Annotated in this window: 16 protein-coding genes and 1 tRNA gene; 6 read left to right on the top strand and 11 right to left on the bottom strand. The window is 70.8% G+C overall.

Annotated features, from left to right (window positions below; genetic code table 11):
• Positions 1–729: 729 nt before the first annotated feature.
• From KSO97_RS14965 to KSO97_RS14955, 3 genes are all read right to left on the bottom strand, one after another.
• On the bottom strand, positions 730–3,465 hold the full coding sequence (locus KSO97_RS14965) for a hypothetical protein (protein ID WP_232680264.1): 2,736 nt from the start codon (positions 3,463–3,465) through the stop codon (positions 730–732).
• Between the two features lie 107 nt (positions 3,466–3,572).
• Positions 3,573–4,073 (bottom strand): GyrI-like domain-containing protein, encoded by a 501-nt coding sequence (locus KSO97_RS14960; protein WP_232680263.1) that lies wholly within the window; start codon positions 4,071–4,073, stop codon positions 3,573–3,575.
• A 67-nt stretch (positions 4,074–4,140) separates the two neighbouring features.
• A complete protein-coding gene (locus KSO97_RS14955; protein ID WP_232680261.1) occupies positions 4,141–4,797 on the bottom strand; it encodes a DUF2461 domain-containing protein in 657 nt (218 codons plus the stop codon).
• An 84-nt stretch (positions 4,798–4,881) separates the two neighbouring features.
• Between KSO97_RS14955 and KSO97_RS14950 the strand changes: the two genes are divergently transcribed.
• From KSO97_RS14950 to KSO97_RS14940, 3 genes are all read left to right on the top strand, one after another.
• Complete coding sequence (locus KSO97_RS14950) at positions 4,882–5,361, top strand: hypothetical protein (protein ID WP_232680259.1); 480 nt, start codon at positions 4,882–4,884, stop codon at positions 5,359–5,361.
• Between the two features lie 114 nt (positions 5,362–5,475).
• Positions 5,476–5,548 (top strand) — tRNA-Gly (locus tag KSO97_RS14945).
• 180 nt (positions 5,549–5,728) lie between these two features.
• Positions 5,729–6,940 (top strand): hypothetical protein, encoded by a 1,212-nt coding sequence (locus KSO97_RS14940; protein ID WP_232680257.1) that lies wholly within the window; start codon positions 5,729–5,731, stop codon positions 6,938–6,940.
• A gap of 63 nt (positions 6,941–7,003) precedes the next feature.
• Here KSO97_RS14940 and KSO97_RS14935 read toward each other — a convergent pair whose 3' ends face one another.
• The gene (locus KSO97_RS14935) at positions 7,004–7,768 is read right to left on the bottom strand and encodes an SGNH/GDSL hydrolase family protein (protein WP_232680255.1); all 765 of its coding nucleotides are present in this window, start codon (positions 7,766–7,768) and stop codon (positions 7,004–7,006) included.
• A 58-nt stretch (positions 7,769–7,826) separates the two neighbouring features.
• A complete protein-coding gene (locus KSO97_RS14930) occupies positions 7,827–10,556 on the bottom strand; it encodes a response regulator (RefSeq protein ID WP_232680253.1) in 2,730 nt (909 codons plus the stop codon).
• 81 nt (positions 10,557–10,637) lie between these two features.
• On the opposite strand from KSO97_RS14930, the gene dcd reads away from it, so the two are divergent.
• From dcd to KSO97_RS14915, 3 genes are all read left to right on the top strand, one after another.
• Positions 10,638–11,213: a dCTP deaminase gene (dcd, locus tag KSO97_RS14925; RefSeq protein WP_232680251.1), complete on the top strand. Its 576-nt coding sequence runs from the start codon at positions 10,638–10,640 to the stop codon at positions 11,211–11,213.
• A gap of 240 nt (positions 11,214–11,453) precedes the next feature.
• The gene (locus KSO97_RS14920; RefSeq protein WP_232680249.1) at positions 11,454–12,395 is read left to right on the top strand and encodes a siderophore-interacting protein; all 942 of its coding nucleotides are present in this window, start codon (positions 11,454–11,456) and stop codon (positions 12,393–12,395) included.
• Positions 12,396–12,471: 76 nt separating this feature from the next.
• The gene (locus tag KSO97_RS14915; protein WP_232680247.1) at positions 12,472–12,969 is read left to right on the top strand and encodes a thioesterase family protein; all 498 of its coding nucleotides are present in this window, start codon (positions 12,472–12,474) and stop codon (positions 12,967–12,969) included.
• A 124-nt stretch (positions 12,970–13,093) separates the two neighbouring features.
• Here KSO97_RS14915 and KSO97_RS14910 read toward each other — a convergent pair whose 3' ends face one another.
• The 6 genes from KSO97_RS14910 to KSO97_RS14885 form a co-directional block, all read right to left on the bottom strand.
• On the bottom strand, positions 13,094–15,028 hold the full coding sequence (locus tag KSO97_RS14910) for a CocE/NonD family hydrolase (protein WP_232680245.1): 1,935 nt from the start codon (positions 15,026–15,028) through the stop codon (positions 13,094–13,096).
• Positions 15,029–15,105: 77 nt separating this feature from the next.
• Positions 15,106–15,273 carry a hypothetical protein gene (locus KSO97_RS14905; RefSeq protein ID WP_232680243.1) on the bottom strand — a complete coding sequence of 56 codons (168 nt, stop codon included), beginning with the start codon at positions 15,271–15,273 and terminating at the stop codon, positions 15,106–15,108.
• A gap of 49 nt (positions 15,274–15,322) precedes the next feature.
• On the bottom strand, positions 15,323–16,135 hold the full coding sequence (locus tag KSO97_RS14900; protein ID WP_232680241.1) for a DUF4097 family beta strand repeat-containing protein: 813 nt from the start codon (positions 16,133–16,135) through the stop codon (positions 15,323–15,325).
• Positions 16,136–16,262: 127 nt separating this feature from the next.
• Entirely contained in the window at positions 16,263–16,829 is a 567-nt protein-coding gene (locus KSO97_RS14895) for a toxin-antitoxin system HicB family antitoxin (RefSeq protein ID WP_232680240.1), read from the bottom strand.
• A gap of 135 nt (positions 16,830–16,964) precedes the next feature.
• Positions 16,965–20,561, bottom strand: coding sequence for a (Fe-S)-binding protein (locus KSO97_RS14890; protein WP_232680238.1), 3,597 nt, complete (start codon positions 20,559–20,561; stop codon positions 16,965–16,967).
• A gap of 150 nt (positions 20,562–20,711) precedes the next feature.
• Positions 20,712–23,333 carry a dipeptidase gene (locus KSO97_RS14885; protein WP_232680236.1) on the bottom strand — a complete coding sequence of 874 codons (2,622 nt, stop codon included), beginning with the start codon at positions 23,331–23,333 and terminating at the stop codon, positions 20,712–20,714.
• Between the last annotated feature and the right edge of the window lie 171 nt (positions 23,334–23,504).

Genomic DNA, 23,504 nt, shown 5'->3' with positions numbered 1-23,504 from the left:
CGCCGTGATCGGCGTCATCGGCGTCGCGGCGAGCGTGGGTCCGGGCTTGCTCTCGGGCGACGGCGGCAGCGATGCGTCGTCGGTGGGATTCGCCGACGGCAGCACGTCGCCGCTGCCGAGCGACGCACCGAGCCCGCCGTCGTCCACTCCCGGCGATGACACGATCGCCGATCCCCTGCTGGTCGATGCCGACATCGCCGTCCGCGCGCAGGCCATCCCGCAGCAGGTCGGCGACCTGATTCCGGACGTCGAGATCGGTGAGACCTCGGGTGACGAGGCCGGCTTCCGCTACCGCGACGACCCCCAGGAGAAGATCGCGCACTTCGCCGTCGACGGCACCTTCACCACGGTGATCATCGAGCGCGCCGACACGCTCGCCAGCTGTGAGGAGTTCGTCGACCCGGCCAACCAGGCCAACCCGGACAACGATCCGGGCTCGTGCATCGTCCGCGACGGCGTGCTGTTGCTCGAGTGGGGCCCCGAGGTGGCCGACCAGATCACCTCGCACGGGCTGATGGCGTGGCGACACGGCTACGTCGTCTCCGCGCTGTCCTACAACGGGCCCGAGGGCAAAGACGTCGCCCCGACGATGGACGCCCCCGCACTATCGATGGACGATCTGCGCGCCGTCGTGCTCAGCGACGCCTGGTTCGCCCCGCGCTGACCGAACCTGCGGGGTGACCCGTCTGCCGTGGCAGGCGGGTCACCCCCGATCGGGGGAGCGCCCGGTCAGTTGCCGGCACCCCCGGCGACGATGCCGGTGCTGTGATTCGAGACGATGCCCGCGCCGTCATTGGCGATCAGGCCCGCGCCGTGGTCTGAGATCAATGTCGTGCCCCAGGCCGCACGGTAGGAGGCGCCGTCGTTGGCCAACAGGCCGGCTCCATCGTTGGCGATCAGCCCGGATCCGTCGTTGGCGATCAGTCCGGATCCGTCGTTGGCGATCAGCGCGTTCGCCAACTTGGGCATCAGGCTGGTCCCGTCGTTGGCGATCAGGCTGGTCCCGTCGTTGGCGATGAGCCCGGTCGCGTCCCGCAGCCGCTGGGTGGGGGCGAGCGGCTGGCCCTTGATCTGCGCCGCGGGCGTGGTGCCGGCGTTCACCGACGAAGCACCGGGGAGCGCGCTGAACGTCGGCGGCAGGATCACCGAGCGACCGTTGACCGTCACCAACGAGGGCGCCGTGGCTCCGCCGGTGAAGCTGCGTGCGACCTGGGCGGCGCCGTCCACGACAGCGGCTGCGGCCCGCTGCAACGAGGTGCCGAGCTTCCCGACGCTGCTGGAGACCAGCCGCACCAGGCCGCTGAACCAGTCGCCGAATCCGCGGGCCGCCGCCTGCCGCGCAGCCGGGGGTGCCGGACCGAGATCGACGATGTAGCGCCCGTTGGCGATGAAACCGCCGGCCTCGTGCCCCAGCACGCTGTTGCCGCCGAGGGCGCTGACCAAAGGGCCGGTCATGGCGGCGGGCACGCCGCTCGCTGCCGGGCGGACCCCGGTGGAGGACCCGCCCTCGACGCCGGTCGCGGGCGCGACCTTGGTCGGCACGATCACGATGCCTCCGGGCGTCCCCGTGTCGAGACTGGCGTCGGTGACCGGCCCGCCCGCGACCGCGTGAAGGCTGCCGAGTTCGAACCCGGTCTGCTCGTGGATGTGCCGCAGGATCGCGGTCGGCTTGCTGAGGATCAGACCTTGGTTGGTCTCGATGATGTCGCGAGCCTGACCTGCCGATGTGCCGTCGGGGGCACCCCGCAACAACTCACGCGCGGTGTTGACGGCGTCTCGCGCCTGCTGCAGGTCCGGCAGCAGCAGGCTGGCCTGGGTGTTGCGCACGTAGACGCCAGCGGCGTCGTGGGTGAAGACGGCGCCTCGCGCCGTCGCCAGCATCGGACCGGTGTCGACGACCGCCCTTCTCGCGAACGACGTCAGCAGACGTCCGCCCTGAGCCTTGATCGTGCCGACGAACCAGAGCTCCGTGGTGTCCTTGACCGGGAAGGTGAGAGTGGTGTCGCCGGCGCCCGTCGCGGTCTGCTCGGCCACCAGGTCGCCGTCGTCGTCGATCACCATCACGGTGCCGAGGCCGTTGATCGACTTGCCGGTGACGCGCTCGAAGAGCCGCACGTTCACCGTCGTGCGGTTGTTCGGGGCGAGTGCGAATCGTCCGTCGACCAACGGGCCGAGCTCGGCGTCGAAGAGATCGGCGTTGGCGGGCGAGTCGAGCCAGAAGGTGCGCGAACGCCCCGAGAGCTGCAGGATCAGGTCCGGCCGAGCAGGCACGTTCAGCTCGAGAGTGACCCGCTTCTCCGCCTTCCGGAACTTCACGTCCCGCACAGCTTCGACGTCCGCGGTGTTGTTGAGCACCGGGAAGAGCTTGATGTCCACGTTGGGGCACTTGAAGCGCTTGGTGAGTGCGTCGACGGCGTAGGCGCGGCTGGTGCCGAGCAGCTCCTTCTTGACGTCGTAGCGCTGCTGGCCCTTCGTGCTCGGGTCGATGTCGGTGTAGATCCCCGTGGCGTAGGGGCAACCGCTGGGCGGGTCCGGCACCGGGGGCAGGTAGACGGTGTAGCTCACGACGTAGGGGAAGTTGAGCGTCGAGGCACGGAACTTCGATCGGTCCACCTTGTGGCGCCGGTAGATCTCGTCGTAGAGGACCTCCTTCACCTCGAGGATGTCGCCGTCGGCGATGTTGCTGGTGTTGGTCACCACGCCCTTGGTGACGTACTGCTTGAGGATCTTCTGTGCCGCGGTGTACGTCGTGACGTACTTGACGTTGAGCTGGTAGTTGAGGCCGCTCGCCTTGAGGCGCTGGCGCGCCTTGGCCTCGGTCCAGAAGGTGAAGGAGCCGCACTTCTTGGGGTTGCGTCCCGCGCAGTAGGGCACGCCGGTGACCTTGGGCAGGGGCACCACGACCAGGCCCTCGCTCACGCCGAACGGATCGACTTGCACGGGCTCGGAGTCGTCGGGGAGCTCGTCGGAGCGCGTCTCGCAGCTGACGACGTCCCCGAGCAGGGCGGCGGCGCCTGTGCGGGCGGCGTGGAGCGCGTCGTCGCCGTCGCCGCAATCGGCGTTGAGCGTGCGGCTGTCGTCCTGGGGCTGGTCGAAGACGATGCGGTCGGCGCCGGCCTTGGTGAGCACGCTGACAGCCGTCACGGATTGGGTGCACACGACCTTGGCGCCCTGGACGGCGCACCCGGTCTCCGCGGCAGGATGGATCTCCAGGGTCGCTTCGGGCGAGCGTTCGGTGATCTCGATCCGGTCGCGGTACAGGTCGACCAGCACGTCGTTGCGGCTGTCGATCGCGTTGTCCGCGCTGGGTGGGCTGATGAACATCTGACCGCCGCCCACGAAGACCTGGAGGCGCGACTGTGCTGCTTGGGCCGGAGTGGAGGAAAGTCCGATCGCGGTGGCGGCGAGCGTGAGGATCAGCGCGAGGCGCCCGATGCTGGCACGTGAGCTTCGGGTCGGAGCCATGGCGGAGTCCTTGGAGGAGTGGCCGGAGCCAGACGGAGGGAGTTCCGGCATTCTCGACCTGGTCCGCCGACGCCGCCAGGGGCGGACGCCGGAATGGCCCGAGTGGATTAGTCCAGTGTCGCGACGATGTCGGTGCGCAGATGGGCGGCCGGTGTGATCGACGGGTCGCTCACGTAGATCTCGATCGCGGACGTCGCGGCGACGGCGTCCGGGCCGGAGTGAAGCCGACCCCAGGACGCCCCGAGGCCCTCGAAGCCGCCGCTGTGGGTCAGCACCAGTGCCCGCCCGGCAGGGAACGTCGTCGCGAGCACGCCGTCTGGCAACTCGGCGGGGACGGCGGCGACGGGGAAGCCGATCCGGAGGTCGAAGGCGGCACCGAGATCGCCCAGGTACACGGCGTAGCCGGGGCCGACCGGCCCGAGGGTCGCGAGCGTGGCGAAGCCGCTGTCGAAGTGACGCGGGAGGTCGGCGATGGTGACACCGCTGTGGTGCAGCTCCACGACGGGCACGCCGTCGGGAAGATCGATGAGGGTGGGTTCGGCGAACGGTTCGGCACGGAGCACCAGCGGGGCGCAGCCGGCGGGGTGGTCGTCGTCGTGATCGGTCATGTCAGCAACGACCCCGCGTCGGCAGGGGATTCATCGGTTTCCGCGCGATTCATCCGGACCCGCCGGATCAACGCCGCGTCGGCGGACCGGGCACGCCGTCGACGGCGTCGGCAACCCAGGAGACCAGCGGACGGAGCCGGCGCCAGTCGTCCCGGATCATCGTGAGCACCTCGGGGGTGTGGATCACCGGCTCGAAGCCGTAGGAGCGGCTGACGAAGAGCGTCCGGTGGCGCAGCAGCCCGATGCGCGGATGGTCGGCGGAGAAGCCGCGCGGCGTCGTCTTGAGACGGTCGCCGCCGACCTCGAACCCGGCCTTCTCGTAGCGCTGCAGCTGGCGGGCCAGCGCGGTGCCGGTCTTCTCCGCGTCCATCGCTGCGCGGATGGCGGCCAGCCGCTCCCCGCTCGCCTCGTAGAACCCACCGCCGACTCGGACGCCGCGCGGCGACAGCTCGACGTACCAGCCGATCGCCGGCCCAGCCGCGACGAAGGCCCCTTGGTGCGTCTTGTAGGGCGTCTTGTCCTTGGCGAATCGGACGTCGCGGTAGGGGCGGAACACCTTCATCGCCCCGAACTCCGGCTCCAGCGCCGCGCTCAGGGCTGCGAAGGGGGCCTTCACGCTGGCGGCGTAGACGTCCTTGTGGGCGTCCCAGAAGGACTTGGTGTTGTCCATCTCCAGGTCGTCGTAGAAGTCGAGTGCCGCGACGGGGAAGCCTTCGAAGGTCACGGCGCGAGCCTAGAGACCGCGCCGATACGGCATCGGTGAGACCAGGCGTGGAGGCCGACGGGCACCTCGCTGGAGGATGGCGACATGCGCCGCGCGTACTCGTTCACGCTCTCGACGACGATCCACGCCCCTGTCGCCGAGGTGTGGGCGCGGGTCGTGACGCCCGCCGGCATCAACGACGAGATGCGTCCCTTGATGACGATGAGCATGCCGCGCGGCGCGAGGGAGGCGACCGTCGACACCGTCCCGCTCGGTGTTGCGTTGGGGCGGGCCTGGTTGCGTCTCGGCGGCGTGGTGCCGTTCGACTACGACAACCTCACCATCGTGGAGCTGGTGCCGGGGACGAGCTTCCACGAGCAGTCGACGATGCTCGCGATGCAGCGGTGGGAGCACCGGCGCGTCCTCGGCGAGGCGGGGTCGACGACCGAGGTCACCGACACCGTCACGCTGACGCCTAGGTTGCCGCTCCCCGGTCTCGGCGCCGTCCTGCGCGCGGTCGTCCGCGCGTTCTTCGTCCATCGGCACCGTCGGCTCCGGCGTCACTTCTCCGCGCCGACAACGTGACGACTGCACCGTCTGCCGCCGGCGAGACCGATCGGTGGCGCCGCTCGTCGGGCCAGGCCGACCGCCGCGCGGGAACCCGGTAGTATCCGAGCGCAGCCACGCGAGTGGTCGCATGCGGACGTAGCTCAGTTGGTAGAGCGTCAGCTTCCCAAGCTGAATGTCGCGAGTTCGAACCTCGTCGTCCGCTCCGTTCCTCTCCTCCCGGCGACGCCTGTCCGCCCGCTCCTCCGGAGCCTGCCCACACCGTCGGGTCGCGACTCAGTCGGTCTTGCAACGCGCGGTGTCCGGGGGCCGCTCCGTCGCGCCTCGAAATGACAATGATTCTCATTATGTGATGAGATGCGGTTCCCTCGAGAAGGAGAGACGCATGGATCGATTCACCGACGGCGCTCGCGGCCGGCGTTCACGACGGCCGATCGCGGCCGTAGCCGGAGCTGCGGCAACCGCCGTCACGCTCGCAGCGATCGCTGGCCCCGTGGCCGCCGCGCCGAAGAAGAAGCCCAAGCCCAAACCCGCCCCGACGCCCAAGCCGGCGCTGGTCGTCACTGACGCGACCGCCCCGGTGGCCACGCTCGTGCATCCGACCACCGGCGCCCTCCTCGGCCGATTCGCCCTCGACGCGCCCGGCCTGGCCTACTCGACCGGCACGAGTCGCTATGCCGTCATCGCCCAGGGAGGTGCCGACCGCACGGTCGTCGTCGACGCCGCCTCGCAGGTCCCGACCCTGCTGGCCCGGTCGATCTCGGGGGACACCCCCGTGCACGTCGTCTCGCACGACGGGATGCTCGCGATCTTCCACGACGGCGACGGGTCGGTCGTCCTGGTGCCCGAGAAGAATCTCGGCACCAAGCCGCTCGGCGCCACCCGGATCCGAGCGGCTCGTCCTCACCACGGTGTGGCGGTGCCGCTCGCGGGCCACGTCGTGATCAGCGTGCCCGACGCTGCGGATCCGTCGGCCAGCCTTCCGACCGGAGTCGAGGTGCGCAACCGTGCCGGGGCCGTCGTGGAATCTGTGGATGACTGCCCGCAGCTGCACGGTGAAGGCAGCGTGGGCGACGTCGTCGCGTTCGGTTGTGCCGACGGGGTCATCGTCGTCGAGGCTCACGGCGACCACTGGCACACCGCCAAGCTCGTCGAGCCCGCCGAGGCCGATCCCGCAGCGCGCGTGGGTACGTTGCGCACGGCTGAGGGCCTCGACTACATGGTGGGGAACTTCGGACCGACCGGGCTCGTCCGCGTGGACCCGGAGGCCGCTGCCCTGGCCCCGATGTCGATCGGTGGGACGGTGCGCTCGTTCGCGCTGCATCGAGCCGCCGGCGGCACCGCGCTCGTGCTGACCACCGACGGGAGGATCCGCGCCGTCGATGCGCGGACGGGAGTCGAGACCGCCGCCGTGTCCGTGGTTCCGGAATTCGGCACGACCGGAACCCGCCCGACGATGACGCTCCTGGGCGACGCTGCCTTCGTCGCCGACCCGCGAGACGGCACCGTCACGCGGGTAGCGGTCGCAGGCTTGAAGGTCAGCGCGCCGTTCAGGGTCGGAGGAGCGCCGACCTCGGTCGCACTCGCCGTCGGCTGATCGCACCGGGGGCGGACCGGATCCCCTCCGGGCCGTCCCCGGCCGCGGTTGCTCCGGGCGCGGTCAGATCCGCGTCAGTTCGGGAAACCGGGGGCTCAGCCCGTCGCCGGACGACGTGCCGGTCAGCCGTCGCTTCACCCACGGCGCGGCGCTGGTGCGCATCCAGTCGGCGTTCTGCTGCCAGGCCTCGCGTCGCGACGGCACCTGACGCGAGATCGGCGCGAGCGGCACCAGATCGTGATCCAGGCCGAGGGTGTCGAGCACCTCGATCGCCATCCGCTGGTGGCCCGGCGCGGCCATGTGCATCCGGTCCTCGTCCCAGTAGCCCCAGTCGCGGTACTCCCGCAGCCGCCAGAAGTCGACGACGTCGGCGCCGTGGCGGTCCGCGGTCTCACGCACGTGCTCGGCATAGAGCGCGAAGCGGCCCCGCAGCAGCTTGTAGGTCGCCGAGCCGCCCGGGTCGAACGGCGTCCAGACCAGCACCCGCGCGCCGGTCGCGCGCAGACGGGCGACGGCGTCGTCGAGCATCGTGCCGAGGTCGTCGACGTCGACGCTGGGGCGCAGGATGTCGTTCGCGCCGCCGTAGAGGGTCACCAGGTCGGGCTCCATCGCGAGGGCGTGCTCGAGCTGCTCGGCGACGATGGGTCCCAGCTTGCGGCCGCGGATCGCCAGGTTCGCGTAGCCGAAGTCCGCGGCGGCGCGGCCCAGTACCTCCGCGACGCGGTCGGCCCAGCCGCGCACCTGGTTGGGCCGCGCCGGGTCGACGTCGCCGACGCCCTCGGTGAAGGAGTCGCCGAGCGCGACGTAGCGGCGGTAGGGGTGGCTCACAGGATCCATCCCAGCACACGCCGACCAGGCACCACGCCCCAGCGGAAGGGATGACACCTCAGGCACGGGCCCAGGCGGTGCGCACCTCGTCCACGGCTTGGAGGACGCCGTCGATCTCGTCCGCCAGGGCGACCGGCTCTCCGGCATGGATCTGAGCCTCCAGCAGCGAGCACCGCGTGGCCAGACGCATCGCACCGACCGATGCGCTGGCCGACTTCAGGCTGTGCAGCAACGCCGCGGCCGCGCTGGCATCTCCGGCGTCGGCCGCCTCGCGGAGCCCGTTCGCCTGCTGCTCCGCCGTCGTCATCCAGGTGCGGACGAGGTCGGCCCGGAAGCGTGCGCCGGCCTCGCCCAGGTGGCCGACCAGGGCATCGAGAACCGCATGGTCGAGGACGGGGTGCTCGTCGGGCACCGCGGCGGGGGTCGCCGGAGCAACCACTCCAGCGGCGATGCGCGAGAGGACCGCGGCGAGCTCCTCGACCCGTACCGGCTTGGTCAGGTGGCCGTCCATTCCGGCGGCGAGACTGGCGTCGCGGTCGTGGTCGAGGGCGTGCGCCGTCATGGCCACGATCCGCGGCTGGCGGTCGGCGGGCAGCTCGGCACGGATCTGGCGGGTGGCCTCCAACCCGTCCATCACCGGCATCTGGACGTCCATCAGGACCAGGTCGTAGGTGGATCGACGGACGGCCTCGACGGCCTGGGCGCCGTCGGACACGACGGTCGGTCGCTGCCCGAGCCGTTCGAGCAGCAACGTCGCGACGCGCTGGTTCACAGCGTTGTCCTCGGCGAGCAGGATGCGCAGTCGAGCGGGTGCGTCGAGCACGGTGTCCACATCGGACACCACGGCTGCTCCGCCGAGGGCACTGGCCAGCGTGGCGCGCAGGGCACTCGCCTTGACCGGCTTCGTGAGATGGACCAGTCCGAGCGCTCGTCCCTCCGGCGGTCGGTCGCCGAGTGAGGTGAGCAGCACCAGCGGGGTGGCGAGGTGATCCGGCAGTTCCCGGATCCCGGTCGCGAGTGCGACGCCGTCGAGATCGGGCATGTGCATGTCCAGGACGACGATGTCGTAGCGCTCGCCGTCCTGGATGCGCGCCAGGGCCGTCGGGGAATGTCCCTCGTCGGTGACGTCCATTCCCCAGGCTTCCAACTGCGCCCGGAGGATCCGGCGGTTCGTGGCGTTGTCGTCGACGATCAGCACAGACCGGCCCGGCAGCTCCGCCGGCGCGACATGGACGACGTCGACGCCGCCGGGTGCCACCGGCAGTGCCACCGAGAGCGTGAAGGTCGAGCCGAGGCCCACGGTGCTCTGGACGTCGAGCGAACCTCCCATCGCCTCGGCGATCCGCAGGCTGATGGCCAGGCCGAGGCCGGTACCTCCGTAGACGCGCGTGGTGCTGGAGTCGACCTGGCTGAAGGCCAGGAAGAGCCGGTCCAGGCGGTCTGGGGGAATGCCGATCCCGGTGTCGCGGACGGCGAACGCCAGTCGCGGGCGCTCGGCGTCGACGCTGTCCAGCACGCGCACGCTGAGGAGGACCTCGCCGCGCTGGGTGAACTTGACCGCGTTCCCGAGCAGGTTCACCAGCACCTGGCGCGTCCGGGTGACGTCGCCGGTGAGGAGGGCAGGCACGTCGGGATCGAGGTGGACCACGACGTCGAGGCCCTTGGCGGCCGCTTGGGCGGCGACCAGGTCGACGGCGCTCTCGACGCAGTCGCGCACGCCGAAGGGCTGCTCCTCGAGCACCAGCTCGCCGGCCTCGATCTTGGAGAAGTCCAGGACGTCGTTGATGATCGTCAGGAGCGCGTCGCCGCTCGTGCGCACGGTCTCGGCGAACTCCCGCTGCTCGTCGTTCAACGGAGTGTCCAGCAGGAGCCCCGACATCCCGATGACCGCGTTCATCGGGGTGCGGATCTCGTGGGACATCGTGGCCAGGAACGACGACTTGGCTGCGTTGGCGGCCTCGGCCTCGGCCCGCGCGTCGATCAGATCCACCTCGCGCCGCGCGACGGCGTCGCGTTCGGCGGCGAGAGCGCTGGCCATCTCGTCCAGCCCGAAGGCGATGTCGCGCAACTCGTCGGGGCCGGCGGGAGTGGCGCGCGCGTCGAGGTCGCCGTGCCGGAGGTCGGCGATGGTGGCGAGCAGCCCCTCGACCGGCTCGACGACGCCGGCCTTGAGTCGGCGCACCTGGAGGCGCACGACGACCGCGCCGGCGACGAACAGCGCGAGCTGGCCGGCGATCGCGAGCCCGAGGGCGAGGCTGCGCCGGTCCTCGAGGTCGAAGCGATGCTGGTCGGCTGCGTCGACGGCGGCCTGGTGCGCGGTCCGGTAGGTGTCGAAGAGGGCCATGCCGTCGTCGACGAACGCGCTCTTGGTCGGGTTGGCCTCGGTCCGGGAGAGCCGGCGGCCCTCCTGGAGTGCCTCGGTGGCCCAGTCGGTCGACCACGCGTTCATGGCACGCTCACGCTCGGCGAGCAATCCGCGGATCGACGCGACGTCGCCGAGCTTGGACTCGGCGCCGGCGAGGTGCTCGGCCTCGTCCTGGACGCCGTCCAGGTAGGGCTGCAGCGAGCGATCCTCGCCGGTGATCAGATAGGCGCGCAGGCCTGTCTCCTGGTCGAGCATGGCCAGGTGGGCCAGGCGCAGTTCGCGCGCGCCGTCGGTGGCCCGGGTGGCTGCCGGGTCCAGGCCGAGAGCGAAGTAGGTGAGCAACGCGAGGTTGAAGACGGCGGCGACCGCGACCATCGCCAGTGCCGTCGTGGCTGCTCGTCCGACCTGTCGCGAGAGACGCACGGGCGAAGCCTCCCATGGGCCGAACCTGTCCCGCGGGTGAACCACCTCGGTCGCGGTGCGCGCAGCGAGTAGGTTGAGGCCGTGCTGCTCTCCGATCGGGACATCAAGACCGAACTCGCATCCGGTCGCATCGCGCTGGAGCCCTACGACGACGCGATGCTGCAGCCGTCATCCGTCGATGTGCGCCTCGATCGGTTCTTCCGGGTCTTCGACAACCACAAGTACCCCTCGATCGATCCGGCGGCGGACCAGTCCGACCTCACCCGGATCGTGGAGCCCGAGGGGGACGAGCCGTTCATCCTGCACCCGGGCGAGTTCGTACTGGGTTCGACCTACGAGGTCGTGACGCTGCCCGACGACATCGCGGCACGGGTGGAGGGCAAGTCCTCCCTGGGCCGCCTGGGTCTGCTCACCCACGCCACCGCCGGCTTCGTCGACCCCGGGTTCTCCGGGCACGTCACGCTCGAGCTCGCCAACGTCGCGACGCTGCCGATCAAGCTCTACCCGGGCATGAAGATCGGCCAGTTCTGCTTCTTCCGGCTCTCCTCGCCCTCGGAGCACCCGTACGGCTCGGCCAAGTACGGCTCGCGCTACCAGGGCCAGCGCGGGCCGACGCCGTCCCGCTCGTTCCAGAGCTTCCACCGCACGTCGATCTGAGTCCGCCCTCGGGCGTCCGGCACGTCGTCCGCCACCGCCGTGAAGGAGGGTGGGCGCGGTGACCTACTGAGGGTCTGGGTGGTGGAGCCCGGCAGGGCGGTGACCTGTTGAGGAACCCGCGCGCGAGTTTCCTCAGCAGATCACCGCCCCACGTGACCGTCATGGCGGTTAGGCAGGTCGAGGTAGCGCGAGTTAGGGTCGCCTTAGTTAGCCGACCCTTCGTTGAAAGGCTGTGCCGCCATGGCTGTGTCGACCACCGAGCTCCCCATGCTGCTGGAGGAGATCGAGGTGACGAGTGTCGAGCGCCTCTCGCCCAGCTTCGTCCGCGTCGAATTCGGATCACCCGCGCTCGCCGACTTCGGTGTCGACGGCGCACTGTACGACCAGCGGATCAAGTTGGTCCTGCCCGACGGCGACCACCCGCTGCCCTCGCTGGAGGGGGCAGACGAGTCGTGGTTCGGCACCTGGCTCGAGCGTCCGGTCGAGGAGCGCGGCCACATGCGCACCTACACCGTGCGCGCCGTCCGCGGTGAGGGTGCCGCGACGCGCCTGGTCGTCGACTTCGTCGTGCACGAGGGCGAGACCGGCCCGGGCGGATCCTGGGGAGAGCGGGCCCGGGTCGGCGATCGACTGGTCACCCTCGCCCCCCGCCGCGGCGCGGACTTCGGGGGCATCGAGTTCGCGCCCGGAGATGCCGACCAGCTGCTCCTCGTGGGCGACGAGACGGCCGTGCCGGCGGTCGGCGCGATCCTCGAGCAGCTGCCGGTCGACGCCGTCGGCGCGGTCTTCCTGGAGGTGCCCCTCAGTGCTGATGTGCTGACCCTGCAGCACCCCGTCGGCATCAGCGTCACCTGGTTGCCGCGTGACGGCGCCCCGCGCGGCGTCGCGCTGCACGCGGCCGTGCTCGCCCACCTCGGCGACGCTGCTGCTGAGACGGAGGTGAGCGACGAGGAGGTCGACACCGACCTGTGGGAGACGCCGGTCTACTCCTCCTCCGGCGAGGCGCTCGACGACGACGCGCGCACCGTCGGTCACGAGCTCCAGGGCCTCTACGCCTGGATCGCCGGTGAGGCGAAGGTGGTCACCGGGCTGCGGCGAGCGCTGGTCAAGGACCTCGGCATGGACCGTCACCAGGTGGCGTTCATGGGGTACTGGCGGGTCGGCGTCGCGATGAAGTCCTGAGCCGACGCCAGGTCGGGGAGCGAGTCCTGCGGGGCGATGCCGAGCATCGTGGCGCGGGGGTCGCTACGGTCAGGGCATGAGCACCCAGCCCAGCTACGACGACCTGCTCGCGCTCCCCGCCTACTCGGCGCAGCCGGTGCCGGTCGCCTTCGAGGACATCAACGGCTACCTCAACGTCCGTCACTACCTCGGGATCGGCAGCGAGGGGCTCGACGAGTCGCTGGTCAACCTCGGCATCCCCTTCAACTGGCCGCTGCTGAGCGGGCTGGCGTGCCTCTCGGCCGAGCATCACCTGACCTACCTGCACGAGCTCAAGACCGGCGACGCGATGTCGGTGCGGGTGCGTCTCGTCGGGCGCACCGAGCGAGCGGTGCACGCCGTCGTCTACATCCTCGACGACACCAACCGTCAGCTCACCTGCGTGTTCGAGGAGATCTTCCTCTGCGTCCGGGTCACCGAGCGGCGCACCGAGCCGTGGCCCGCCGACATCGCGGCGAACTTCGACGCCCGGATCGCCGAGGACGCCGCCTACGCGTGGCAGCCGATGCTCTCGGGGTCGCTCGGTCTGCGCTGAGCGGGGTTTCGAGAAGCCCGGCCTCGTTCCTCGGCCGGGCTCCTCAACCACCGGTGCTGCCGGTGGTCGAGGAGGTCGCCCTGCGACCGTCTCGAGACCCCGGTGAGTCGCGACCCCGCCCTGGTCACCGCGTGGGCAGCGTGAGCACCGAGGGGTAGCGGTTCGAGGCGTGGATCGTCATCGGGGCGATCTGCAGCGGCAGGTCCGGAACGGGCGCGAGCAGGTGCGGGACGTCGAAGGCCTGGATGCTGATCCGCAGCCGGTGCCCCTTCGCGATCACCGCTCCCGTCGGGAAGATCTCGACGTCGATCGGAGCGACGGCGCCACGACCCAGACGTGCCTTGGCGGCGCGGGTGAACGGGTGCCAGGCCTGGATCAGCTCACCATCGAGGTACCGCGACTTGGCGCGCACCAGCGCCCGGTGCGAGATCACCTGCCAGCCGCCGGTGATCCGGTTCACGCGTCCGTTCGGCGCCACGGAGGAGACGGCCACCGACAGCATGCCGTCGCCGGTGGGGGTCGAGGTGTAGAGCCGCGCGTTGAGCGGGCCCTGGAAGCGCAGTGGCTTCGACATCGGCGCGGAGTCGAAGGTGACGCCCGCCAGGTCGTTGAGTGCGTTGTCGCGGAAGCACGGGTTCTCGGCCCAGATCAGGTTCATCACCCCGGCGGTCCACTGGTTGGCCGACCGCGTGCAGAGTCCGCTCACCGGGATCGGCGGCACGACCGCCGTGCCCGCGCGGGCCCCCCGCGTCACCAGGGCTCCGTTGCCGCCTCCGGCCCGGGCGCTGCCCGAGAGTCGGAAGCTTCGCGCTCGCAGGTCGTCGGCGACGAAGGCGTCGGTGCCGACCCAGCGGCCCGAGCCGATCTCGTAATAGGTGAACGGCTTGATGTCGCGGAGCAGCGCGGCGTCCTTACGACCCTTGACGTAGTGGTCGAACCACCGCAGCTGCAGCTCCTGCAGCGTGCCGTAACCGGCGTCGCCGACGTCGGCTCCGGAGGAGCCCTCGAGGTGGTCCCACGGGCCGAGGATCATCCGGGTCGGGACGCCGGCGCGCTGCAGCCGCTCGAAGAGCAGCGGGGTGCCCCGCTGGAACAGGTCGTACTCACCGCCGATGAAGAAGGTCGGCACCTTCACCTTGTCGATCACCTCGATGGGCGAGCGGTCGCGGTAGAACCGGCCGTCCACCGAGGGATCGCCCCCCAGCAGCGCCGACGCGATGAGCGGGGCGGTGAAGGTGGTCGCGGTCATGAGCCGGTCGACGAGCCAGCCGAATCCGGCAGCGGGCTCGGAGGCGCCGTAGGCCGGGGGGACGAGCCCGGTGCCGGTGACCAGCCCCAGCCACAGCGGAATGAACCCGACGTCGATCTGACCGCCGGAGGCGACGACGTCGCGGTAGACGTCGGCCCCAGGCACCTGGGGGAAGAGCGCCTTGAGTCCGGCTGGGCGCCCAGCTGCGGCGAACAGCTGGGAGATGCCCATGTAGGAGGGCCCGGTCATGCCGGAGGTGCCGTCGCTCCACGGTTGCCTGCTGGCCCACGCGACGACGGCCGCGGCGTCCTTGCCCTCGCGCCGCGAGAACGCACCCCACGTGCCGCCGGACGAGCCGGTGCCGCGGACGTCGACGGTGAGCTGGGCGTAGCCGCGCTTGACCAGGTAGGTCGGGTCCGAGCCCTGGCCGGAGAGGCCGCCCCCCGTGCCGAGCACGGTCTTGTTGTATGCGGTGAGCGTGATGATCACCGGCACCTTGCCGCGGATCGCCCGGCCGTCGACCGCCGGCACGGTCAGGTCGCCGCGGAGCACCACGCCGTCGTCCATCCGGATCGGCAGGTCCTTCGTCGTCACCGTCGAGCGGTACTGCGCGGGCCGCGGCGTCCAGCCGCTCTGCCGCGCGGCAGGCATGGGTGACGTCGGCGCGACGTCGGCCGCCACGACCGCGGTCGGCGCCGCGACGCGGAGCGGACCGTCCGTGGTGGCACCGCTGGGCGCTGCGAGGGCCGGTGCGAGCAGGCCGGTCGTCAGGACGGCGGCGGAGGTGGCGAGGAGCAGAGGGCGGAGCATCTGGCCAGTGTGACGGCACTCACCGACGGATGGGTCGGTATCCGCAGGGCGGTCGCACGGCCGGCGGCGAGTGAAGATCAGCCGTCCAGGCGGTCCGCGACCGATCGCAGGCGCGACGCCATCACGCGACGGCGGCGCGCACGGCGTCCGTCGCGGACCGTGGCGCGCGCCGTCCGGACGACGTCGGGCTCGTCGAGTGCGCGGGGGCGGGTGTGTGCGGAGGTGTACTGGGTGAGCGGGTCCATGGTGGTTCCTCGGGTCGTGGGGTGGCGGGGTGATGGCGAGACGGCGCGGTCAGCGAGGTGCCGCGGGCGTGAGGACGACGTCGCCGGAGACGGTGCGGGCGACGACCTCGACGAACGGCTGGCCGGGCTCCGCCTCGCCGGTGGCGACGAGCTCGGAGCGGATGCGTCCGGTGACGGTGGAGACGTCGGTCCACACCGGCGTCCCGGCGGGGACGCCGAGCCGCACGTCGCCCGAGCCGCCCTTGACCTGCACACGGCCCGTCGAGACGACGTCGGCCGTCAGGTCCCCGGAACCGGTGCTGAATCCCAGGCCCCCGCTGCTGGAGGCGACGCGGAGATCGCCGGAGCCGGACTTGACCGTCACCGCGCCGTGGCAGGTGCCGAGACGGACGTCACCGGATCCCGACGAGATCGCGACGTCAGCGTGGGCGTTGCCGACGACGACGTCGCCGCTGCCGACCTTGATCTCGAGATCACCGCGCGCCTCCTCCACGTGCACGTCGCCGGAGCCGGAGCCGATCGAGGCGTCGCCCACCGTCGCCAGGCGCAGCCGTCCCGATCCGGTGGTCAACCGGCAGGTGCGCAGCTCGCCGGAGGTGGTCAGCTCGGCGCTGCCGAGCTTGGCCGCGAGCCGGCTCCCGGCGGGCAACGTGACGGCGATGTCGAGCCGGCGGTCAGAACCCAGCAGCCCACGCGGGCGTGGTGGGGTGATCGTCAGCTGGTCGCCGTCGAGGCGCACGCTGGTCGCCTCGGCGTCAGGACCGTGGAGGTCGACGTGCGTCACGGCGGTGTCGGCGGCCTCGATCGTGACCGAGCCGCGTACGCACTCCAGGTGCACGCCGATCGGTGTGGGGGTGTCCATGCGGTGCTCGACGTGATTCATCGTGAGTGCCTTTCGGGTGAGCTCGTCCGCCGGACGACCGGGAGGTCGTCGCGGTGCGGGCGAGCGGTGTTCGGTGCGAACGGGTGAAGGTGCGGGGCCGGGCGGGCTAGATCCACCCGGTCATGCGGCGAGCGCCGGGGCCGCGCTGCCCGCCGAGGAACGGAACGCTGGAGAGGTCCAGATCCACGCTGATCGTGTCGGGGTCGGTCGCGCGCCGCACGGCGTTGGTGAGCCAGGTGTTGAGTGACTGGCCGGCGGCCGCGGCGGCGTCCTCGGCGCGGGCCTTGACCGACTCCGGCAGCCGCAGGGTGATGCGGGCGGTCGCGTCGTCGATGTCGGGCTCGCCGGGAGGTGCGGGCGGCACTGGCGGCACGGGAGGCACGGGGGGAGCAGGCGGGGCGTCGTGCCCGCCGCGAGGTGCGGGCGGCGTCGTCGACGCGTCGACGACGAACGCGAGGTCGCGGCCGTCGAGCCGGACGTCCACGCCGCCGGCGGGCATCTCGGCGGTGATCTCGGCACAGGCCTGGCTGACCGCCTCCATCAGGGCCAGGCGGGCGGCCGGTTCGATGGCGAAGCCGAGCCGCTCCGCCGCCGCGACGACGTCCGCTCCGGCACCCTGGGCTGCCGTCAGCAGGTCGCGACGCAGGTGCTCGACGTACGGGGCGATGTCCATGACGTCACTATGACATCACAATGACGTCAAATGCAAGCAAGGTGACATCGCTGTGGTGTCGTCATGACGTCAGAGGGGCGTTGACCCGTCTTCAGACAAAGACGGGTCAACGCCCCTCGGGCTGAGCTTGCGCGGTCAGAGGTCGAACAGGCTGCCCGACTCGTTGATGTCGACATCGGTGCGCGGGGTGTGCGTCGCCCCGCTGGACGTCGGCTTCGCCGGCGCGCTCTCCTCGGCCGGCGCGGGCGCCGTGGTGGCGTCGGGCTCGTCGTCGGGCTCGTCGTCGGGCTCGTCGCTGTCTGCCCCGTCGGGGCCTGACGCCTCGGTCTCCGCCGCGGCGTCCTCGGCGTCGACGGAGGTCTCGGCAGCCCGCGCCGCGACGTCGTCGTCCGGCTCCCCGCTGAGCTCGTCGGCCGGTGCGGCTGCGGTGGCGGCGGCCGTCACGGCGGCGCCGTCCGGGGCGTCCGGGGTGTCCGCCGCCTCGGCGGTGGCGGCGGATGCTGGGCTCTCCGCCTCCTCCGTCGCCTCCGCCTTCGGCGTGGACTCCGTCCTCTCCGCCGCAGGCTGCGGCGTGGAGGAGGCCGGAGCCTCGGGTGCGGCGATGTCGAACAGCGACCCGCTCTCCGGGATCGCGGCGGTCGGTGCCGGCTGCTCGGCTGCGGGCGCCTTCTTCGCCGCCGGCGCCGTCTCGGCCGGCGCCTCCTCCGCTGCTGGCTCTGCGGCAGACGCGGACGCGGGCTTCGTCTCCGTCGCGGCACTCGCCGAGGCCTGCGCCGGCTCGGGTGCGCTGAGGTCGAAGAGCGAACCGCCGGAGTTCAGGTCGACGTCGGGCGTCTCCGTCTTCGTGGCAGCCGGCTCAGCCTCGGCAGCGGCCGGTTCGGCGGGTGCGGGCTCGGCCTCGGCGGGGGTCTGCTCGGCGGGAGCGTCGCCCAGGTCGAACAGCGAGCCGCTGCCCAGCGACGACGCCTCGGTCGGTGCGTCAGAAGCCGGCTTCTCCTCGGTCGTGCTCTCGGAGGACGTCGCCGTGGCCGCAGGGGTGTCGAAGAGCGACCCGGCGTCGTCGAAGAGTGATCCGCTCGCGGATGCCGCCTTCTCGTCGGGCTGGGACTCGGCAGGCTTCGACTGGGCCTTCTCGGGCTCGTCGAACATCGAGCCCGCGTCGTCGAAGAGCGAGCCACCGGAGGAGGGCGCCGCCGCCGGGGCGGAGTCGGCCTTGGAGGCGGCGGGCTCGTCGAACATCGAGCTCGCATCGTCGAACATCGAGGAGCCACCGCTGGCCTTGGCGGCCGGTCCGGCGTCCGCGGTCTCGACCACGGTGTCCTCGGTGATGGTCGCGTCGCCCGCTTCGGGCTCGGCCTTGAGGGCCTCGTCGCGCTGGGTGCTCTCCTTCTCGGCCGCGGCCTTCTGGGCCGCCGCTGCTGCGGCCTGGTCGGCGGCAGCCTGCGCGGCCGCGGACTTCTCCGCGGCCTTGGCGGCCTTCGCCTCTGCAGGTGTCGTCGTTGCGCGCTCCCCGTCCTCGGGGGCCAGCTTGGTCGCCCGCTCGCCCTTGACCGAGGCGAGCAGCATCTGGGCGACGTCGAGCACCTCGGTGGACTCGTTGGCCGTGCCGTTGGCCTGGGCGGCGGTGAGACCGTCGGAGAGCATCACGCGGCAGAACGGACAGCCGACGGCGATCTGGTCGGCCCCCGTGCCGATCGCCTCGTCGGTGCGGTTGACGTTGATCCGCTCGCCGAGGGTCTCCTCCATCCACATCCGCGCGCCGCCGGCGCCGCAGCAGAACGAGCGCTCGGAGTTGCGCTCCATCTCCACGTACTGGGCCCCGGGCAGGATCTGCAGCAGGTCGCGAGGCGGGGTGTAGACGCCGTTGTGACGGCCGATGTAGCACGGGTCGTGGTAGGTGATCGTGCGCTGGTGGGCGCCCGCGCCTTCCTTGATCGGCGTCAGCTTGCCCTCACGCACCAGGCGGTTGAGCAGCTGCGTGTGGTGGATGACCTCGAGCTCGATGCCGAACTCGCGGTACTCGTTCTTGAGCGTGTTGTAGCAGTGTGCGCAGGTCGAGACGACCTTCTTGACCTTGTACTCCTTGAAGGTCTCCACGTTCTGCTGGGCCAGGCCCTGGAAGACGAACTCGTTGCCGGCTCGACGGGCGGAGTCACCGGTGCAGGTCTCGCCGTTGCCCAGCACGCCGAAGGTCACGCCGGCCATGTCGAGCAGCTCGGCGACGGCCCGCGTCGTCTTCTTGGCGCGGTCCTCGTAGGCGCCGGCGCACCCGACCCAGAACAGCCACTCGACCTCGTCGAGCGACTCGATCGTCTCCCCGACGACCTTGACGTCGAACGGCAGGTCCTTGGCCCAGTCCATGCGCGCCGACGGCGACATGTTCCACGGGTTGCCCTTGTTCTCCAGGCCCTTGAAGAGGCCGTTGAGCTGGGACGGGAAGTTGGACTCGACGAGCACCTGGTAGCGACGCATGTCGACGATGTGGTCGACGTGCTCGATGTCGACGGGGCACTGCTGCACGCATGCGCCACACGAGGTGCACGACCAGAGCACGTCCTCGTCGATGACGAAGTCGCCGCCCTCGGGGTTGTAGAACCAGTCGGTGACCTCGGCGCCCTCGCCGAGTACGTCGTCGGCGTCGGTCTTGCCGATCAGGGCGCGATCCTCGTACGAGGGGTCGCCGGCGGCCTTGGCGTAGGCGGCGCTGCGCAGGCCCATCACGAGGAGCTTGGGCGAGAGCGGCTTCTCGGTGTTCCAGGCCGGGCACTGGCTCTGGCAGCGGCCGCACTCGGTGCAGGTGGTGAAGTCGAGGATCCCCTTCCAGGAGAAGTCCTCGATCCGGCCGACGCCGAGCGTGGACTCCTCGTCGAGGTCGTCGACGTCGTCGAGGGTGATCGCCTTGCCCCCGGAGGTCAGCGGCTTGAGGGCGCCGAGCGCGGTGCGCCCGGAGTCCTCGCGCTTGAACCAGATGTTGAACCAGGCGGTGAAGCGGTGCCAGGCCACACCCATGGTGAGGTTGTTCGCGATCACCATCAGCCAGACCATCGCGGAGACGATCTTGATCGTGGCGATGACGAAGATGATGTTCTCCAGCGTCCCGATCGAGTCCTCGCCCGTGGGGAACAGGTTGGCGAAGTACTGGGAGACGGGGAAGTGGAAGGCGGTCGCGTGGTCGGCGACCTCGCCGCCGTGCGCCTGCGCGAGGTTGTACTCGGCACCGCGGATGAAGAGGATCGCCGAGCTCTCCAGCAGCACCATCGCCTCGACGAAGTAGGCCTGCCACATGGTGGAGCCGAAGAAGCGGCTGCGGCGTCCCTCGCTGGAAGGGCGGTGGCGCAGGCGGTAGACGATCAACGGGATGATCGCGAGCGCACCCAGGAGGCCGAGCAGCTCGGCGGCCCACTCGTAGATGAAGAACTGGCCGAGCACGGGGAGCGTGAACTCGGGGTCGAACAGCTGCGGGTACGCGGCCGCGACGGCGGTCGAGAGCCCGATGAACGCGGCGAACGCGAACCAGTGCAGGATGCCGACCCAGGTCCACTGGAGCATGCGGGTGTGGCCGAAGGTCTCCTTGAGCATCGTGACCGTGCGACCCACCGGATTGCCCGTGCGGTCCGGGGCGGGTTGGCCCATCTTGATGACGCCGAGCATCCGGCGGACGGCGAGCGTCGTCGCGGCGATGGCGACGACGCTGACGCCGAGGGAGATGACGATGGCAGCGATCTGCAGCATGGGGTGTGTGCGCTCCTCGCGGGGGACCGCCCGCAGGGCGCGGGCAGGGCGAGCCTAGTGACGCCCCGGCCTCGCGTCAGACGCTCGGTGGGGTGAGGCGATCCTACCGGGGGGTAACTTGAGCGCGGACGGCGATCCGGGTGAACCGGATCACCCCCGGACATGCGACGAGCCGGCACCCACGGGTGCCGGCTCGTCGAGCCACGGCGGTCCGGCTCGGCCCACCGAGACCACGCGCCCCGCCTTGTTGAACACGATGTCGACGCCGACCTTGGCGCGCCCCGGCTCGCGGGTGCAGATGCCGAACGTCGTGCCCAGACGCGTGTACGGCTGGCCGACTGCGGACATCACCGCGCGCGTGGTCATGCCCGGCTTGATCCGCTTCAGGACCGTCGACGTCTGCTGGCGCAGGTTCGCGTTGCGGCACGAGTCGGCCGCGACGCCCATCGCGCGCTCCCACATCTGCAGGTAGGCCTCCGCGCCGCGGGACATGTCGTCGAAGATCGCCGCGCCGTCGCGACCCGCCACCTTGGTCAGGTCCTGCACCCAGTCGGGGTAGAGGCCGTACTGGGCGACGCCGTCCTTGTTGATGTCGAAGACGCGCTCGCCGGCGACCTGGCGCGAGACCTTCACGCCGCCGAGCCCCTGGAAGGGGTAGGTGACCTTGTTGGCGACGTCCGCCCCGCGCGGGTTGCCTTGCGCACCGAGACCGTTGATGTCGGCGCCGAAGCCGATGCCCCAGTAGTAGCGCGGGTCGGCCCAGGTCAGATGGCGGCGCCACTTGTCCACGAACGTCGTCGAGTCGCCCGCGTAGGGGGTGATGAAGCCGCCCGCCTTGTAGATGCGGGGGTAGGTATCGGGGGTCGACCAGGAGTGGCTGGAGATCACGCCGGGGTAGTCCATGCTCTCGACCAGATCCATCGACGTCTGACGGGCCTTCACGCTGAGGTGGTCGGGGTCGAAGATCATCGAGCGCTTGGCGAGCTCGCGGATCGCAACCTCGCCGAGGTCGGTCAGACCCCTCGCGTTGCAGTGGGCCGGCGGCCCGTACACCGGGATCGCGGGCAGGACGCCGCCGAACAGCTGGCCGATCGCCCCGAAGAGGGCGTCCTGCTGCTCACCCGCGACGTCGGGGAAGGCGATCTGCGGGTTGTCCGCGGACTCTCCGTCAGCCGGGTCGCAGTGCTTCATGTTCCAGAACGTGCCGGTCTCGAGGAAGTTGGCGGTGTTGACCAGCGGTCCGATGGCGCCCGCGTCGCCGGCAACGCCGGCGAGTGCATTGTCGAACTTGTTCACCAACTCCATCTGGCGCACGCCCATCCGATGCATCTCGCCGATCTGCCGGCGCAGGTCGGCCGCGGTGCACTGGGGGATGTCGTTGCCGAGCACGGCCTTGAACGTGCAGCCGAACGGCACGCTGGTCTCGATGCCCATGACCACGGCCATCTTGCCCTCGTTGATGACCCTGCGGGCCTCCCACGGTGAACGCACGATGCGGTAGAAGCCCTTGCCGGGCCCGCCGAACTGCGCGTCGATGTAGTCCTGGAACTGGTACATGTTCTTGGCCTGCAGACGGATCGACGTCATGTCGTCGCAGCTGTTGCGCTTGAGCGGATAGAGCTGGCACAGCTGGTTGTTCTCGACCAGCAGGTTGACGAACAGCCGCTGCCCGCCGCGCCACGCGCGCTCCATCCAGCGGTAGTAGGTGCCCTCGTGGGTCAAGGAGTTGGGTGCCGGCCAGTCCTTGAACGTCGGCCAGCCGACGGGGTCGTGGGTCGGCTCGCCGGACAGGGCCGCCTCGAGGACGGCGCCCTTGCCGTCGGTGAGCTGGTGGTCCTCGCAGTCGACCAGGGCGTAGGGCGCGCCGTAGCGATCCCACGGCTTGCCGCAGTGCACCTCGCCGCCGAGGAACTGGTAGGCCATCCCGTGGGTGTGGGCGTCGACGAAGCCGCGCACCTCCTGGAAGTCGGTGACGCCCGCGAAGGGCGCGCCGTCGATGTTGATCGCCGACTCCGGGTAGGCGGCACAGCCGCCGGACCGGGTGAGCTTGAACGGCGTCCCGAAGGAGGACAGGCCGTACTCGCGCCCGTCGAAGGTCAGCTGGTTGCCCGAGGGCAGGGCGAAGGTGAATCCAGAACCGCTCTTGCGCACCGTCCACTCGGTCTGCGGGCTCGGCGTGGAGAGCACGCCGAGCGAGGAGCTGCCGCCGAGGAACTTCTGGTCACGGGTGTAGAGCAGGTACTGCCCCAGGTCGACGGCCTTGAAGTAGAACGCCGCACCGGTGCCGATGCGGTAGCAGCCGTTGGCCATGGCGTAGCGGTCCTGCGGGTACAGAGCACGCTTCTGGTAGGCACGGGCACGGGTCAGCTTCGGAGCCGGTAGACGTCGCTGCGAGGCGACGTAGTCGACGGCTCGCTTGGCCTGGGACGCCGACGTCGGGTCGACGGTCTCGGCGCCGGACTCGCCACCTCGCGCCAGCGCGTTGTTGAGCTCGTGGTCGTCGGTGTGCGCCGGCATGCCGGGGAAGTCGGTGTGCGGCAGCCCCAGGCCGGCCTTCCGCGCCTCCTCCAGGTGCTGCAGCGTCAGGCCGCTGCGGTCCGCCTCGCTCTGGGGCAGGTTCAGTGCGACGGCGACCAGCGCGACGGCGGTCGCGACCGCGGTGCCGATCCGGACGACGCGGGTACGGCCGCCTGGCGACGAGGCGCCCGAGGTGTCGTCAGGGTCGCCGGCGTCGTCGCCGAGGGGCGTGGTGGTGGGGCGGGAGCTGGGCATGCAGAGATCCTCCGGAGGTACGGGTGGGGGAACTCTAAGGTCTGAGCCAGAAAGATGACAGCGATTCAGGTTCAGTTTCTATGACGCCGGCAGTGGTCGGGGATAGCAAACGTGTTCTTGCAGGTTTTCGGCGCCGATCGGCCCGATTTCCCTGCTGAAACACGTTTGGTA

The organism is Nocardioides sp. R-C-SC26 (genome assembly GCF_021246465.1).
Lineage (GTDB): Bacteria > Actinomycetota > Actinomycetes > Propionibacteriales > Nocardioidaceae > Nocardioides.
This window is presented reverse-complemented; position numbering and strand designations above follow the sequence as displayed.